Source organism: Planococcus halocryophilus, assembly GCF_022489025.1.
Lineage (GTDB): Bacteria > Bacillota > Bacilli > Bacillales_A > Planococcaceae > Planococcus > Planococcus halocryophilus_A.
Window position 1 is genome coordinate 1 of the sequence record NZ_JAKVTG010000009.1, and the last position, 15,894, is coordinate 15,894.

The 15,894-nt window shown below is 41.6% G+C and carries 15 protein-coding genes and 6 tRNA genes; 16 read left to right on the top strand and 5 right to left on the bottom strand.

Annotated features, from left to right (window positions below; all coding sequences use genetic code 11):
- Positions 1–14 precede the first annotated feature (14 nt).
- The 6 genes from MLE13_RS11160 (at position 15) to MLE13_RS11185 (ending at position 508) form a co-directional block, all read left to right on the top strand.
- A tRNA-Phe gene (locus MLE13_RS11160) sits at positions 15–90 on the top strand.
- A gap of 5 nt (positions 91–95) precedes the next feature.
- Positions 96–169: transfer RNA gene (locus MLE13_RS11165), tRNA-Gly, on the top strand.
- 13 nt (positions 170–182) lie between these two features.
- Positions 183–259: transfer RNA gene (locus MLE13_RS11170), tRNA-Ile, on the top strand.
- Position 260: 1 nt separating this feature from the next.
- Positions 261–335: transfer RNA gene (locus MLE13_RS11175), tRNA-Asn, on the top strand.
- Between the two features lie 4 nt (positions 336–339).
- Positions 340–430: transfer RNA gene (locus MLE13_RS11180), tRNA-Ser, on the top strand.
- Between the two features lie 6 nt (positions 431–436).
- Positions 437–508, top strand: a tRNA-Glu gene (locus MLE13_RS11185).
- Positions 509–521: 13 nt separating this feature from the next.
- Here MLE13_RS11185 and MLE13_RS11190 read toward each other — a convergent pair.
- The gene (locus MLE13_RS11190) at positions 522–1,487 is read right to left on the bottom strand and encodes a DMT family transporter (RefSeq protein WP_240749783.1); all 966 of its coding nucleotides are present in this window, start codon (positions 1,485–1,487) and stop codon (positions 522–524) included.
- Between the two features lie 126 nt (positions 1,488–1,613).
- Complete coding sequence (locus MLE13_RS11195; RefSeq protein ID WP_240749784.1) at positions 1,614–2,525, bottom strand: 1,4-dihydroxy-2-naphthoate polyprenyltransferase; 912 nt, start codon at positions 2,523–2,525, stop codon at positions 1,614–1,616.
- 171 nt (positions 2,526–2,696) lie between these two features.
- Between MLE13_RS11195 and MLE13_RS11200 the strand changes: the two genes are divergently transcribed.
- The 7 genes from MLE13_RS11200 to MLE13_RS11230 all read left to right on the top strand — a co-directional run bounded on the left by MLE13_RS11200 (position 2,697) and on the right by MLE13_RS11230 (position 10,745).
- Positions 2,697–4,088, top strand: coding sequence for an isochorismate synthase (locus MLE13_RS11200; RefSeq protein ID WP_240749785.1), 1,392 nt, complete (start codon positions 2,697–2,699; stop codon positions 4,086–4,088).
- A complete protein-coding gene (gene menD / locus MLE13_RS11205; protein ID WP_240749786.1) occupies positions 4,075–5,775 on the top strand; it encodes a 2-succinyl-5-enolpyruvyl-6-hydroxy-3-cyclohexene-1-carboxylic-acid synthase in 1,701 nt (566 codons plus the stop codon). The genes MLE13_RS11200 and menD overlap by 14 nt, the downstream gene beginning before the upstream one ends.
- Positions 5,772–6,599 carry a 2-succinyl-6-hydroxy-2,4-cyclohexadiene-1-carboxylate synthase gene (gene menH / locus MLE13_RS11210; protein ID WP_240749787.1) on the top strand — a complete coding sequence of 276 codons (828 nt, stop codon included), beginning with the start codon at positions 5,772–5,774 and terminating at the stop codon, positions 6,597–6,599. Before menD ends, menH begins: the two co-directional genes overlap by 4 nt.
- Entirely contained in the window at positions 6,596–7,414 is an 819-nt protein-coding gene (gene menB, locus MLE13_RS11215) for a 1,4-dihydroxy-2-naphthoyl-CoA synthase (RefSeq protein ID WP_008497278.1), read from the top strand. The genes menH and menB overlap by 4 nt, the downstream gene beginning before the upstream one ends.
- Before the next feature lie 63 nt (positions 7,415–7,477).
- Positions 7,478–8,902 (top strand): o-succinylbenzoate--CoA ligase, encoded by a 1,425-nt coding sequence (locus MLE13_RS11220; protein ID WP_240749788.1) that lies wholly within the window; start codon positions 7,478–7,480, stop codon positions 8,900–8,902.
- Complete coding sequence (gene menC / locus MLE13_RS11225) at positions 8,893–9,963, top strand: o-succinylbenzoate synthase (RefSeq protein WP_240749789.1); 1,071 nt, start codon at positions 8,893–8,895, stop codon at positions 9,961–9,963. The genes MLE13_RS11220 and menC overlap by 10 nt, the downstream gene beginning before the upstream one ends.
- 113 nt (positions 9,964–10,076) lie before the next feature.
- Positions 10,077–10,745: an MOSC domain-containing protein gene (locus MLE13_RS11230; RefSeq protein ID WP_240749790.1), complete on the top strand. Its 669-nt coding sequence runs from the start codon at positions 10,077–10,079 to the stop codon at positions 10,743–10,745.
- A 107-nt stretch (positions 10,746–10,852) separates the two neighbouring features.
- On the opposite strand, the gene MLE13_RS11235 is transcribed toward MLE13_RS11230, so the two are convergent.
- Both MLE13_RS11235 and yidD read right to left on the bottom strand, forming a co-directional pair.
- On the bottom strand, positions 10,853–11,842 hold the full coding sequence (locus MLE13_RS11235) for a metal ABC transporter solute-binding protein, Zn/Mn family (RefSeq protein WP_240749791.1): 990 nt from the start codon (positions 11,840–11,842) through the stop codon (positions 10,853–10,855).
- A gap of 86 nt (positions 11,843–11,928) precedes the next feature.
- A complete protein-coding gene (yidD, locus tag MLE13_RS11240) occupies positions 11,929–12,159 on the bottom strand; it encodes a membrane protein insertion efficiency factor YidD (protein WP_065527851.1) in 231 nt (76 codons plus the stop codon).
- Between the two features lie 107 nt (positions 12,160–12,266).
- Between yidD and MLE13_RS11245 the strand changes: the two genes are divergently transcribed.
- The 3 genes from MLE13_RS11245 to MLE13_RS11255 all read left to right on the top strand — a co-directional run bounded on the left by MLE13_RS11245 (position 12,267) and on the right by MLE13_RS11255 (position 13,998).
- Positions 12,267–12,713, top strand: a complete 447-nt coding sequence (locus tag MLE13_RS11245) for a Dps family protein (RefSeq protein WP_240749792.1) — start codon at positions 12,267–12,269, stop codon at positions 12,711–12,713.
- Between the two features lie 66 nt (positions 12,714–12,779).
- A complete protein-coding gene (gene ytkD, locus MLE13_RS11250; protein ID WP_240749793.1) occupies positions 12,780–13,238 on the top strand; it encodes an RNA deprotection pyrophosphohydrolase in 459 nt (152 codons plus the stop codon).
- Complete coding sequence (locus tag MLE13_RS11255) at positions 13,219–13,998, top strand: alpha/beta hydrolase family protein (protein ID WP_240749794.1); 780 nt, start codon at positions 13,219–13,221, stop codon at positions 13,996–13,998. The genes ytkD and MLE13_RS11255 overlap by 20 nt, the downstream gene beginning before the upstream one ends.
- 43 nt (positions 13,999–14,041) lie before the next feature.
- Here the strand turns inward: MLE13_RS11255 and pckA are convergent, their stop codons facing one another.
- Complete coding sequence (gene pckA / locus MLE13_RS11260) at positions 14,042–15,631, bottom strand: phosphoenolpyruvate carboxykinase (ATP) (RefSeq protein WP_240749795.1); 1,590 nt, start codon at positions 15,629–15,631, stop codon at positions 14,042–14,044.
- Between the last annotated feature and the right edge of the window lie 263 nt (positions 15,632–15,894).

Consider the following 15,894-nt stretch of genomic DNA (forward strand, 5'->3'; position numbering starts at 1 on the left):
TTATTCAATGTTGTGGGTCAGTAGCTCAGTCGGTAGAGCATTAGATTGAAGCTCTAAGTGTCGGCGGTTCGATTCCGTCCTGACCCACCATTTATGCGGGTGTAGTTTAGTGGTAAAACCTCAGCCTTCCAAGCTGATGATGAGGGTTCGATTCCCTTCACCCGCTCCATAATATTACATATGGGCCTATAGCTCAGCTGGTTAGAGCGCACGCCTGATAAGCGTGAGGTCGATGGTTCGAGTCCATTTAGGCCCACCATTCCGAAGTAGCTCAGTGGTAGAGCACCGCACTGTTAATGCGATGGTCGTAGGTTCGAGTCCTACCTTCGGAGCCATACTGGGGAAGTACTCAAGTGGCTGAAGAGGCGCCCCTGCTAAGGGTGTAGGTCGGGCAACCGGCGCGAGGGTTCAAATCCCTCCTTCTCCGCCAGTATTTGGCCCCTTGGTCAAGCGGTTAAGACACCGCCCTTTCACGGCGGTAACACGGGTTCGAATCCCGTAGGGGTCATCATAAAAAAGAGTCATGCATTTAAATGCATGACTCTTTTTTTCGTTTTAGTTGAATTTCGGCTATGAAAAATCATACCGCCCATAACAATAAAAACTCCTAATAATGATAATTCTGAAGGTAAAGCTATTGATAAGAAAAGAATTTCTCCAGCCAAAGCGAATAAAACTTCCATTGATTGCGTTGCTTCAACCACTCCTAACATTTGCATGTTTCCTCTAACAAGATCTGTGGCTTTAAAGAATAAAACTGTGGCTATTACGCCTGAAGTGATTGCGACAATTAAGGTTTGGAAGCTTTGTGAAGCGGATGGTCCGCCCACTGTAAGTAAGCCGAATAACGATAACAATAGCCAAAAAGGTAGACTGGCTAAGGTCATTCCCAAAACCCTCTGATAAGCATCTAATCTACCGTCGCATATCTCCATCATTTTTCTATTGCCAAGTGGATATGCGAATGCTGCGAGAAGAACTGGTATAAAACCAAACCAAAGTGTAGCAGAAGAAACGGTCGCTACATATTCTAACTGCATGAGACTAACTCCTGCCAATATGATGAAAGAAATCATTAAACCTTTCACCGGGATTTTTCTTCTTAACTGAACAGCACCATCATTAGTATGTATAGTGATAAGAAATAATGGAGCGAGCAGGGTGCCTGCAATGATAGTGATTTGCCAAGTCCCTGCGATTAGCCACCCAGGAGAATAGGCAGCTGCAAAACAAAGCGGTGTGTAAAATAAGCCGAACCCGATAAAGCTCCAAATGAACCAAGCTTTTTTGTTTCTGTTCATTTCTTGTAATAGTGGTTTTAAGTTTTTTCTCGATAGAACGATTAATAGTAAAAAAGGAATCATAAAAAGATAACGAAGAGAAGCGCTCCAAATCCAACTTCCGCCACTTGCTTCCATTGTGGCATTTAAAACAAATGTAAATGCGAAGAAAAAAGCAGCAATGATACCGATAATAATGGGTTTCACTTTAGATCCTCCTGAGTAATATTTCGAATTATTTCTCAACTATAGCGCATACTTAAAAATTCTACAAAGCTTTATTTGGACATGAAAAAAGAGATTTCAACTGAAATCTCTTTTTTCTTATACTAATTATAGAAGATATTCAATTAGTAATCCGATACCAAGTAGTAAGGCGAAAAGTGTATTTGTTTTTCCCGTATCTTTCATGGCTGGCATTACTTTTAATGGTGCAGTGTGGTGTTTAAATATTTGAACCACTCTAATCGGTTTTATAACACTAAGAAAAACGAGTAAAGTCCATGGTGTTAATGTTCCTGCAATAACGAAAATGACAATCCAGGCGTAAGATAGGATGAAGAAAGCCATAAGAATGTTAACGGCTGTCGGTCTTTTAACTAAAATAGCCAGTGTTTTGCGGCCACTTTCTTCATCGCCAACGATATCGCGAATATTATTAGCTAACATAATAGCCGCTACTAATAAGGTGCTCGGTACAGCAAGTAGGGAAGCTTCTACAGTTACCATGCCCGTTTGGATATAAAAGGCGATAATAACGATTAAATAGCCCATAACTAAGCCTGAGAAAAGTTCTCCAAATGGCGTATAAGCAATCGGGTAAGGTCCACCTGTATAAAAGTAGCCGATTGCCATAGCAACTGCGCCTACAACTAGAAGCCACCAGCTAGTTTGTGAACAAATGTAAATGCCGATAACTGCAGCAATACCGTAAAACACTAATGCTAAAGCTAAAACGGTTTTTGGCTTCACACCATTACGAACAATAGCACCGCCAATACCAACAGAGTTCTCATTGTCTAGGCCTCTCGCAAAATCATAATATTCATTGAACATATTGGTTGCTGCTTGGATTAGTAAACTGGCAAATAACATTGCTAGGAATAAAATCCAGTCAATCGGGGAATAATGTAAAGCAATCATCGTTCCGAGAAATACGGGAGCGAAGGAAGCGGTCAGTGTATGGGGACGTGTCAATTGCCACCATACGCGCCATCCACTGTCTGCTTGTAGGGAATGTGTCATCTTAATCTCTCCTTTAATTCTTTCCACTCTTCATTGTACTTTAAAATAGTCTGGAATACAGCAAATGATGTGCTGATTTTAGCAGAAAAGAGTATGATAGAGGATAGAGATTAAAAAGTGAAACAGTGACTGGAATAAATTAGACTATTGTCTTAAAACGGAGGTAATCAGGTGAATTCAGAATCGTCTTCATCGACCCAGCAATTTGCGGCAGACCAGATTGAAGGCTATCGCTTTTATACTGAAACAATCGAAGTTACGCATATGTCTGCATTAGCATTTTTTGAAGCTGGCGGAAACGACCACGCAGGAAAACGCATGTATTGGAAAAATCGTGAAAAGACTTTCACGCTTGTTGGAATTGGACATGCTCATGTTCTATCATCTGATGAGACAGCTGGAAGGTTTGAAAATATAAAAAAAGACTGGAAAAACTTATGTCAACAAATCGTCAATGAAGAACGTTCGGTTCATCCGGTCTTATTCGGAGGATTTTCGTTTGATCCATTCAATACAAAGCCGAGTGAGTGGAGAAGGTTCCCACAGGCTTATTTTGTAGTGCCAACTTTTCAATTGATTTTAAAAGGTGATCAAGCGTTTGTAAGTATCCACTTGATCACGAAAAAACAAGACAGTTTTAATGAATTTGATGCGTTGCGGAAAGAACGAGACAAATTACTTCATGCTGCACAAGTATCTGAAGTGGATAAGTACGATAAACCGAATGTGATTGAACGGACCGAATTAAGAAAAGAAGAGTACTTAGAATCGATTCAACGCGTTACGGATATTATTAAAGCTAAAGAAGTCGAGAAAGTGGTTATTGCACGCACAGTGAAACTGGGGTTTGAAAAGAAACTTTCGCCAACTTCTGCTCTGTATCAAGTAGCCAATGAACAACCTGAAAGTTTCTTATTCGGTTTAGAAGCGGAAGAACAGTTTTTCTTTGGGGCAACTCCAGAACGACTTGTGAAAGTAGAAAATGAAAAAGCATTATCTACTTGTTTAGCAGGTTCAACTCCTCGTGGGAAAACCATAGAAAAAGATACAGAACTTGGAGAAGCTTTATTACAAGATCCTAAAAATCGTGCAGAACATCAATATGTTGTGAGCATGATTAGCGATGTGTTTAAAGCAACATGCAGTCAAACCATCGTACCGAAAACACCAAAATTGATGAAAATTAGAGATATCCAGCATTTGTATACACCAGTCGAGGGGTTGTTAAATGCAGGATCTACACTATTTGACTTGGTAGAACTACTTCATCCAACACCTGCTCTTGGTGGAGAGCCGAAATTAGAAGCATTAAAGATGATTCGTGAGCACGAAGCAATGAACCGAGGCTATTATGCGGCACCTATCGGCTGGATTGATACACAAGGAAACGGTGAATTTGCTGTTGCCATTCGTTCGGCTTTATTAGATGAAGAAAAAGCTTATTTATATGCGGGTGGTGGGATTGTAGCAGATTCGACACCTGAATCAGAGTATGACGAGACATGGGTTAAATTTAGACCGATGCTCCGGGCATTGGGAGGTCAATTGAGTGACGAATCGTAAAGCATTAACTGAATATGTATCGGCCTTTACTCATTCACTTGTTGAGCAGGGGGTTAAAGATGTCGTTATTAGTCCGGGGTCTCGTTCAACACCGCTTGCATATGCTTGTATGAAGGAGGAAGGCTTAGCTGTATACAGACAAATTGATGAACGCTCCGCGGCTTATTTTGCGCTAGGCTTAGCTAAAGCTTCTGGGAAACCAGTCATGCTGCTTTGTACATCGGGAACGGCTGCGGCTAATTATTTTCCGGCTGTTGTTGAAGCGTTTTATGCGCGTGTGCCTTTACTGGTAGTTACAGCAGACCGTCCGCACGAACTGCGTGAAGTCGGTGCGCCACAAGCAATCAACCAAGTAAATTTATTTGGAACTCACGTTAAATGGGCAACGGATTTGCCAATGCCAGAAACGGAAAATCAATTGGCGTTTTTAACCCGTCATTTGCACCGTTCTGTGCAAAATGCAATGAGTGAACCGCGAGGACCGGTACATATAAACGTGCCATTCCGTGAGCCACTGCGTATTGATTTTGAACAAGATTATGTAAGCAATCATGAAATTGCTCATTTTGGCGGAGAACTGTCTTTAAGTGCGGAAATTCGCATGTTTTTACAACAACTTTTGAAAAAAGAAAAAGGCTTATTGATTGTTGGAGAACAAACGCAAAAAATGCCTAATGAATTCTGGGCGTTTATTGAGAAACTGGATTGGCCAGTATTGGCAGATCCATTATCCAACTTACGTGGAAATGTTCCGCAATCGGCAAAGTCGTTAATTATTGATTCTTATGATGCGTTGCTTAAAAGTGAGAGATTTAAAGAAACGGTCATACCGGATGCAGTGATTCGTGTTGGACCTCAACCGGTTTCAAAACCACTAAGCTTATTTTTAGCAGCAGTAAAACCAGAGACCTATGTGGTGTTTGATGAAAGTTCGATGTTGCGTGACCCACAATCTGTCGCGACGCATCATATTCAGGCAGCTGAAAAAGACTTATGGCAATTATCATTGGAAAATAAATCCACAAACACGTATCGTAAAAAATGGACGCAAGCTTCTCATTTATACTGGAAAGTTGTCGAGCAGCATTGTCAGAACGAACTAGATGAAGGGGTATTAGCGAAAGTGCTTTTCGACCGGTTGGATCAATGTGATTTAATTGTGAGCAGCAGTATGCCAATTCGAGATGTAGATACGTATTTCCCAACAACCGAGCGGGATATTATGCTTTATGCAAATCGCGGGGCAAATGGCATTGACGGTGTCGTATCAACGGCATTTGGCGTGCAAGCAGCAAAACAGCGTCCAGCTTATTTGTATATCGGAGATTTATCGTTTTTGCATGATATGAACGGATTGATCGCTTCCAAAATGCAGGAGACGGATTTGACGATTGTGATTATGAATAACAATGGGGGTGGCATTTTCTCTTATTTGCCACAGTCTCAAGAAGAGCGCTATTTTGAAGAGTTGTTTGGTACACCGACTGGTCTGACGTTTAGCGATGCAGCGAACATGTACGATGCGCAATATGTGTCTGCTGAAACAGTTGTACAATTTGCCGCTGCACTAGACGAACCGAAAACAAAATCAGTGAAAATGATTGAAGTGTTCACTAATCGTGAAAACAATGTCACGACGCACCGTAAATTATGGAGCCGTTTTGATGAGGAGCTGGCTAAGCAATGAAGCTAAAGGTCGGTGGCAATTTTTATCATGTTGAAGTAAGGAATCCAGAAAAGCCAGAAACTTTGGTTTTTCTGCACGGCTTTACAGGAAGCACCAAAACGTGGCATTCGGTTATTGAAAAGTGGACGAATGCCAAAATTATTTTGATTGATTTAATCGGTCATGGAGAGTCAGCTAGTCCAGAAGAGCTTGAAGCTTATTCGATGGAACATCAGCTAGAAGATTTGGATGCTTTGTTTGATCAATTAGTGTTGGAAGACTTTACGCTTATTGGTTATTCGATGGGTGGTCGTACGGCGCTTGCGTATGCTTGTCACTATCCGGAGCGGTTGACGGGATTAGTTCTAGAAAGTGCGTCGCCTGGACTTGATAGCGAACAAGCAAGAAAAGACCGTCGAACTAATGATGCACGTCTTGCAGAGCGGATTGTGACAGGTGGTCTTGTCAATTTTGTTGATGCTTGGGAAAACATTGCGTTGTTCGCAAGTCAAAAAGAGTTGCCTGAAGGGGTGCAACAGTCGGTACGTGAAGAACGTTTGGCGCAAAATCCACTAGGCCTTGCGAATAGTTTACTCGGCATGGGAACAGGTGCGCAACAGTCTTATTGGCAAGAGCTAAAAGGTTTGAATGTACCCGTTTTATTGGTGACTGGGCGGTTGGATGTAAAGTTTGAGGCACTTGCACAAAAGATGCTTGAACAACTGCCAAATGCTGTTCATAAAACTATTGATGCGGGCCATGCAATACATGTGGAAAAACCTGCTGAGTTTGCTACAATAGTAAGAGAGTATTTAAGTTTGAACTATCAAGGAGGAAAATCATGACACGCGAGTGGATTACAGAACGTACATATGAAGACATTAAGTATGAAATTTTTAACGGGATTGCAAAAATTACGATTAACCGTCCGGAAGTGCGCAACGCATTCCGTCCGAAAACCGTTCACGAATTAATCGATGCATTTTCACGTGCACGCGATCATTCAGATGTAGGCGTTATTGTTTTAACTGGCGAAGGCGAAAAAGCTTTCTGTTCAGGTGGCGACCAATCCGTACGCGGACACGGTGGCTATGTTGGGGAAGATGAAATTCCACGTTTGAACGTATTAGATTTACAACGTTTAATCCGTGTCATTCCAAAACCAGTTGTCGCAATGGTTGCAGGTTATGCAATTGGCGGCGGACACGTCTTGCACGTTGTTTGTGACTTGACGATTGCTGCGGATAACGCACGCTTTGGTCAAACAGGTCCACGCGTAGGGTCGTTTGATGCTGGATACGGTTCTGGTTATTTAGCACGTATTATTGGCCATAAGAAAGCACGTGAAATTTGGTACCTTTGCCGTCAATACGACGCACAGGAAGCATTGGATATGGGCTTAGTTAATACAGTTGTCCCTCTTGAGCAATTAGAAGACGAAACGGTTCAATGGTGTCAGGAAATGCTTGAAATGAGCCCAACTGCACTTCGTTTTGTTAAAGCGGCGATGAATGCTGATACAGATGGTCTTGCTGGGTTGCAGCAAATGGCTGGAGACGCAACATTATTGTATTACACAACAGATGAAGCGAAAGAAGGACGCGATGCGTTTAAAGAAAAACGCAAACCGGACTTTGGTCAATTCCCACGTTTCCCATGATTATTGAATAATTGAAAGCTGTCCTCTCTGGGGACAGCTTTTTTTGAAGAAAGGATTTTGAACATGACATATCCGAATTGGTTGAGTCAACGAAGCTATTTGAGCGGTGACCGCATGGCGTTGTCGTTTCAGCAACAACAATGGACTTTTTCTGAAATAAATACGATTGCACTAGATTATGCGGGAAAACTAAGCGCGCTTGGCGTGAAAGAAAATTCCCGTGTCGCGGTATTAGCAAAATCTACTCCAGAATTCGTTTTTGTCTTGTATGGCTGTATGCACGTAGGTTGTGAAATGGTCATGCTCAATGAACGCCTCTCAAGCAATGAATTAACGTACCAAATAAACGATGCGGAAGTAGCATTTATTTTCGTAGCTGATGTGCTAAAAGAAAAAGTGGACGATTCACGCGTGGTTTTATTTGGTGAAATCGAAAATGCCAAACCCGTTCAATTTGAACCGCAGCAACAATGGTCAAAAGACCGCACTCTTTCGATTATGTATACTTCAGGCACTACTGGGCATCCAAAAGGCGTTCGCCAAACTGCGGAAAATCATTTTTCAAGTGCCGTGTCGTCTGCACTCAATATTGGCATAGCGCCGGAAGACGTTTGGTTATGTGCCGTGCCATTGTTTCACATTAGCGGATTTTCAATATTGATGAGGTCGTTGATTTATGGCATGGGCGTTCGTTTGTACGAGAAATTTGACGCGGAACAAAGCGCGGAAGAAATTTGCAACGGCAGCGTGACGCATATGTCAGTTGTTGGAGTGACGTTGGAACGTATTTTATCGAGTATGGAACAAGCTTCGATGCAAGCTTCAGACCGGTTTAAAGCGGTTCTTGCCGGAGGTGGACCGATTCCAATTGCTTATATGAAACGTGCTGAAAACTGTAAAATTCCAGTGCTGCAAACGTATGGGATGACGGAAACATCGTCGCAAACGACAACGTTACAAGTGGCGGACGCAGAGCGAAAAATTGGATCTGCAGGTAAACCGTTATTTTTATATGAAGTCAAAACAGAAAAACCTGGTGAAGTGGGAGAAATCCTTATTCGCGGTCCTCAAGTAACACCTGGCTATATTGGCAAATTTGCCGAGCGAGATGTGCAACAAGATGGCTGGCTTCATACAGGAGATATGGGCTATTTAGATGACGAAGGCTTTTTGTTTGTTGTGGATCGCCGTTCGGATTTGATCGTCTCTGGTGGGGAAAATGTTTACCCGGCTGAAATCGAAAAAGTGTTATCCGGTCATCCGGCTATTCAAGAAGTTGGCGTTTGCGGTGCGCCGAGTGAACAGTGGGGAGAAGTTCCGGTAGCATTTGTGGTATTGCAGCAAGAAGTGACAGTAGAAGAGCTATTGGCGTATTGTCGCAAACAGCTGGCGTCTTATAAAGTGCCAAAGCAATTGACGATTGTCGAGTCGTTGCCGCGCAACGCTTCAAACAAGCTGCTGAGAAGAGAGCTGAGAGCATGGGTATAACCATTAAAGAGATTCGCTTAAAGACAGTACGAAGACTGCTCAAAACCCCTTTTAAATCTGTTTTACAGCAAGTAGATGAACGAGAAGTAATTGTGGTTAGCGTAAAAGGCGATTCAGGACAGACTGGCTACGGTGAATGTGTGGCATTTGAAACACCGTGGTACACAGAAGAAACCATTACCAGCTGTCGTTTCGTGCTAGAACAAGTGTTACTGCCACTGCTCACAAATCAAACTCTTCATCATCCAAAAGAAGTTTGGGAGTTGTTCAAAGCTGTGAAAGGCAACCGGATGGCAAAAGCAGCATTAGAGATGGCTGTGTGGGATTTATTTGCAAAACAACAGCAGCAACCGCTTTGGCAATTTGTCGGAGGCACTTCGAAAGCAATTCCCGCTGGCATCGTCGTAGCTGCAGATCCGTCTCAAATAGGAGACAAAGTAGCACAAGCGAACAAAGCAGGCTACAAGCGAATCAAAATCAAAATTCACCCGGATACAGATCCATCCATGTTGAAGTCCATTGTTAATAACTATCCCGAGATATTATTTTTCGCAGATGCCAATGGCAGTTTCGATAAAGACAATTTTGATCGACTAACAGAATTTGATGATGTTGGATTTACGTTAATTGAACAGCCTTTTGGAGAACGAGAATGGATATTGCATGCACGAGCAAAACAACAACTCAAGACACAAATTTGTTTAGATGAAAGCATTGCTAGTGTAGAAGATGTTCAGCAAATGATCGACAGTAAAGCGGGCGATATTGTCGTTTTGAAAATGAGTCGCCTTGGTGGCTGGACGGAAACCTTGAAAGTGGTGGAATTGTGTCGTGAGAATTCGATCGGGATGTGGGTTGGTGGCATGATTGAATTTGGTGTATCGAAAGCCCATAATTTAGCGCTAGCATCTTTACCAGATATACACTATCCAGGTGATTTATCCGCCTCGAATCATTTCTGGGAAAAGGATATTATTCAACCAGCAATCATTGTCGACAATGGTGGAATTCAGTTAAGCGATCAAATAGGAATAGGGTACATGGTAAATCTTGCCGAATAAAATATTTCTTTAATTTGACGAAAAGTTCTTGAACGACTGCTGTGTTTTTGGGTGTATAATACAGAAAAGTAAATCAGAGTCGATTCGCTGGCGGATCATAAGGTGGGGGACATATGAAAAGTTCAGAAGAGGCGGTCATCAAACATTTTGCGATTGGTTTACCTGAGAAAATGACGTATGGAAACGGCGAGGAAATGGAAACGGCTATTCGTAAAAAACAAGTGCGAGAAGCGTTTTTGACGAAAGAGGGTTTTAGAGGAGACGGAGTTGCTGATCTGAAATTTCACGGGGGACCGGACCGTGCGGTTTGTCTCTATCCTTATGAACATTATGCTTATTGGAATGATCAATTTGAAACGGAATTACCCCCAACAGCATTCGGGGAAAACCTGACAGTGACAAGTATGCTGGAGCGGGATATTTGCATCGGCGATATTTTTCAAATAGGCGAAGCCGTCGTTCAAGTCACACAGGGACGAGTTCCTTGTAACACAATCGACAGACGTCTTGAGATGAAACCTTTGTTAAAAGCAATGGTGAAAACGGGGTATACGGGCTATCTTTGCCGAGTGTTAGAAGAAGGAATGGTTCGAGCTGATTCGACTATTCGGAAGGTGTCAAAAAGTCCGACACGAGTGTCAGTTCTTTATGCGAATGAAATTAATTTCCACAAGCCGAAAGACGTATCCGGGATTATGAAAGTGCTTGAAGCGGATGAACTAGCAGATGAATGGCGTCAGTTTTTGACAAAGCGATTGACGAAATTGACGTCAGGGAAGTAGTATCAAATATAAGATGATGAAACAGATTATTTATTATCAAAAAAAAGAAGTGGTGGAATGAGTGTTATAGCACTCATTCCACCACTTTTTTTAGGAAATTTTTTCTTCTATTTCAAAATCGTTTCCAACACTTGAAGATTTTTCTCCATTAACGTGAAGTAAGTTTCTTCGTTATCGATGTTTTCTTGCGTTAAGACGCCAAGGTTGTGCATGTCGATGGCTTCTGCACCGACCTCTTTTTGGATGACTTTCGTTAAGTTAGAGGATACGTTTTGTTCGAAAACAATATATTGTAAATCGTATTCTTTAGCTAAATCTACAATCTCCGTCAATTCTTTTTGTGACGGTTCGTTTTGACTGTTTAAGCCAGCAATGGCGATTTGTTTAAAGCCATATGGTTCTGAAAGATACCCAAAGGCAGCGTGAGAAACAAAAAATGTGTCTTTACTTACACGTTCTGCTAAAGAGTCGAACGAACGATCTAAGGTTTCTAGTTCAACAATAAGTTCTGTGTAATTACTTTCGTACACTTCTGCATTTTCTGGGTCTGCTTGAACTAAAGAATCTTTAATCGATTCTACTAGTTTTTCACTTAATACAGGAGACATCCAGACGTGTGGGTCAGTTGAACCGTGGTCGTGACCATCATCACTTTCAGCTTCTTCCGCATGCTCGTCTTCGACTACATCTTCTTCGTGTGTATCTTCTACGTGACCCAGTGCGGCTTCTATATCTTCATCTGTAATTTGATCCGCAGTCGCTACGAATTCGACATTTTCATTTTCCAATGTCTTTTTCGCATTATCGATAAATCCTTCTAGACCCAGTCCAATTGAGAACATCAAATCTGCATCTGCTAGCTTAATCATGTCTTGCTGTGTCGGTTCAAAAGCATGTTCATTAGATCCAGCCGGGTAAATCGATTGAACATCGATAAAGTCGCCGCCAATGCGTTCAGTAAAATAAGTTAGGGGATAAACGGTTGTATAAACTTGCAGCTTCGAGTCGTCCTTGTCGATACTCTGTGCTTCTTCGCTTGTTTTCCCGCAAGCTGCTAATAATAAAAGTAAAGATAGCAATAAAATAATTTTTTTCATATTAACCTCCAAAATGTAATGATTACGTTTTAATGACTAGTAGAATATTACATCATGCTCTTTAAAAACACAAGAAAAACCACCAATTATTTTTTTGGTGGCCATTCTTCTGGAACAAAATCGATTCCGCCTTTGTGGAGAGGATGACAGCTTAAAATTCGTTTTGTTGCTAAATATCCGCCCTTTAATGCGCCGTGTTTTTCAACTGCTTCGATTCCGTAATGAGAACAAGTTGGATAAAATCGGCAACTTGGCGGTGATAAAGGTGAGATAAATCGCTGATAAAAACGGAATATTTTTAGTAATACTGTTTTCAAAATTGTTCAGCTCTTTTCGTCAGATTACTTTATATGTTTATTGTAGGGGCATGAGAGGTATAAATAAAGTATAAGAACTTATCAAAAAAATTGGAGAGTGAATGGAAATGTCAAACGAACTAAATCAAGAATTAAACGTACAGGTGGCGACATGGTCTGTTGCTTACACAAAATTACATAATTTTCATTGGTACGTAAAAGGACCTTCGTTCTTTACATTGCATGTGAAATTTGAAGAATTGTATAACGAAGCAACGTTACACATGGATGAAATTGCTGAACGCCTACTTGCGCTTGGTGGAAAACCAGTGGCAACGATGAAAGAGCAGCTAGAGCTTTCTGTTGTTGAAGAAGCAAGTAGCAAAGAAACAGCAGAAGAAATGGTCGACGCCATAGTAAGTGATTATGACAAAATCATGAAATCCTTGAAAAAAGGCATGCATTTAGCTGCTGACGACGGTGATGACATGACAGAAGACATGTTAAATGCCGTTCACCAAAACCTCGAAAAACATTCTTGGATGTTATCAGCATTTTTGGGCGAAAAGAAGTAAAATAAGATTATACAAACGTACACTGAGTTTTAGTGTACGTTTTTCTTATGGCAACGGGGTGAAGAAATGCAGTATCAAGATCTGAACGGATATTCGTGCGAATTATCATTTGAAAAAAACCGATTTTCGATTGAAAGCAAACATGTGTTAGTGATCTGTTGCTATAAAGGAGACTGGGTTTTAACACGGCACAATAAACGTGGTCTAGAGTTTCCAGGCGGTAAAGTAGAGGCAGGCGAACGTTTACAAGACGCTGCGAAAAGGGAAGTTTACGAAGAAACGGGAGCCCTTGTCAAAGGGATGGAATGGCTAGCAGAATATGTTGTTTATACCGAACAGCCTTTTTGTAAAACGGTTTTTGTCGGGAAGGTCGACCAAATAGATACCATTCCACTTCTTGAGACAAAAGGCATCATCTTATTGAAAGAGTTAAAACTCACAGAGGAATTTAGTTTTTTAATGAAAGATGAGGGAATGGCAACCATAATAGAGAAGGTGAAACTACTTGGAAAATGGAACGATTGAAACAAAAAAACGTTATCCTTCTCCAAATCCTCACGTTCAATTAACTGAAATTGTGTATTGGTCAGAAGGACTGAGAGTAAAAGGAATGCTAGCTGAACCAAAAAAAAGAGGGAACTATAGTGGTATCTTGTATTTAAGAGGGGGCATTCAGTCGATTGGGATGGTACGTCCTGCACGGATTGCTCAGTTTGCCGCGCAAGGTTTTGTGGTGTTTGCTCCGTATTATCGAGGCAATCGAGGCGGTGAAGGACGTGACGAATTTGCAGGTGAAGACCGGTGGGATGCTGTTCACGCAGTTGATGTGCTAAAAAAATTCAGCAATGGAAAAGTCCACTTGCTGGCATTTTCAAGAGGCGGTATCATGGCATTATGGACAGCAATTTTACGTCAAGATATTATATCGGTCGTCACGTGGGCAGGTGTTACGGATACAGTATTAACGTATAAAGAACGCCCAGATATGCGCCGTATGATGAAGCGACTTTATGGGGGAACCCCAAATACCGCTTTGACTCATTTTGAAGAACGCAATCCGTTATTGCGTATTGAAGAAACTACTGCGCCCGTTTTAATCATTCATGGCTTACAAGATGACAACGTCTCACCTGGACAAGCGTATTTGTTAGAAGAAGCGTTAAAATTAAACGATCAACCATATGAAACGTGGTACTTTCCTGAGTACACGCATTTCTTTCCGCCCGCAGCAAATCGACAAACTGTAAAAGCGGTGTGTCACTGGATGAGAGAAAAAGAAAAGTAAAAAAAGCCCGTTCGGATTTTACTCCGAACGGGCTTTTGTGAGATTATTTTTGAGTTGGTCCGCCCTGCACGCTGATTTCAGGTGCGACAGTGCCGAACTTTTTAAAGTTTTCTTGGAATTCTTGTGCTAATTCATTCGCTTTTTGGTCGTATGCTGCTTTGTCTGACCAAGCATGGCGTGGGTTTAATACTTCTGTTGGAACTCCAGGTACTTCTGTTGGAATTTCAAATCCGAAGATAGCTTCTTTTTCAGTTGGTACATTGTTTAATTCGCCTTTGATCGCAGCGCGAACCATTGTGCGCGTGTAGGATAGTTTCATACGACTACCAACTCCGTATACGCCACCAGTCCAGCCGGTGTTCACAAGGAAGACTTGAGCGCCGTGCTCGTCGATTTTCTTGCCAAGCATTTCAGCGTACACAGTTGCGTGTAACGGCAAGAAAGGTGAACCAAAGCAAGTGGAGAATGTTGCTTCAGGTGAAGTGATTCCGCGCTCTGTTCCTGCTAATTTTGACGTGTACCCACTTAAGAAATGGTACATTGCTTGTTCTTTTGTTAATTTACTGATTGGAGGCAATACGCCAAATGCGTCAGCAGTCAAGAAGACAATCGTTTTTGGATGTCCTGCAACAGAAGGATCTACAATATTGTCGATTGCTTGCATTGGGTATGCAGCACGTGTGTTTTCAGTTAATGAACCGTCGTCATAGTTTGGAATGCGTGTCTCAGGATCTACTACAACGTTTTCAAGAACTGAACCAAAACGGATTGCATCGTAAATTTGTGGTTCGTTCTCACGAGACAAATTGATTGTTTTAGCGTAGCAGCCGCCTTCAATGTTAAAGACACCGTTATCTGACCAACCGTGCTCATCGTCACCGATTAGCTTGCGATTGCCATCAGCTGATAAAGTCGTTTTACCCGTACCAGATAGGCCGAAGAACAATGTTACATCGCCTTCAGGACCAACATTTGCTGAACAGTGCATCGGAAGAATGCCTTTTTCAGGAAGCAAGTAGTTCATAATAGAGAAGATCGATTTTTTCATTTCGCCAGCGTATTCAGTTCCGCCGATCAAAATGATCCTTTGCTCCATTGATACAATGATGAAAGTTTCAGAAGCTGTGCCGTCAACTTCAGGGTCTGCCTGGAAAGTTGGAGCATACACAACAGTGAATTCAGCTTCATGTGTTTGTAATTCTTCAGCCGATGGACGGATGAACAATTGGTGAGCAAAAAGATTATGCCATGCGTATTCATTGATTGTTTGGATAGGTACACGTGATTCGTGGTCAGCACCAGCAAATCCTTTGAAAACGTAAAGCGCATCTTTGTCTTTTAAGTGCTTAATCACTTTAGCGTAGAGCTTTTCAAACACTTCGCTTGAGATTGGACGGTTCACATTGCCCCAGTCGACTTTGTTTTTAGAGCTTTCTTCTTCCACCATGTATTTGTCTTTCGGTGAGCGGCCAGTGTATTTTCCTGTTTCCGCTTTTACAGCGCCTTCCCGAGTTAATACCGCTTCCTTGCGGGATGTTGCTGCTTCCACTAATTGTGGCACTGATAATTGAACATGCACATTTTGGCCAGTTAAAAGTTCCTTCAAGTCGTTTGCAAAGTTCACTGAAGTCATATATATGTACCTTCCTTTTCTGTTATTCCCATAGCAATGGGGAGGATGTATATTCGTTCATTAGTATAACACATTAGGTTTATTAGTCTACACTAATCCACTGCAGAAATTAAAAAAATGGATGACATTAACACTATATATAGAAAGAATAGTTGAACATTTCAAATTTATAGGGGTTTTACAGCTTGTATCGCAAAGTCTGTCAATTTTATTTGATTAAAATGTTGACATCGCAGTGCTACTTCCGTATGATGAAAAATTGA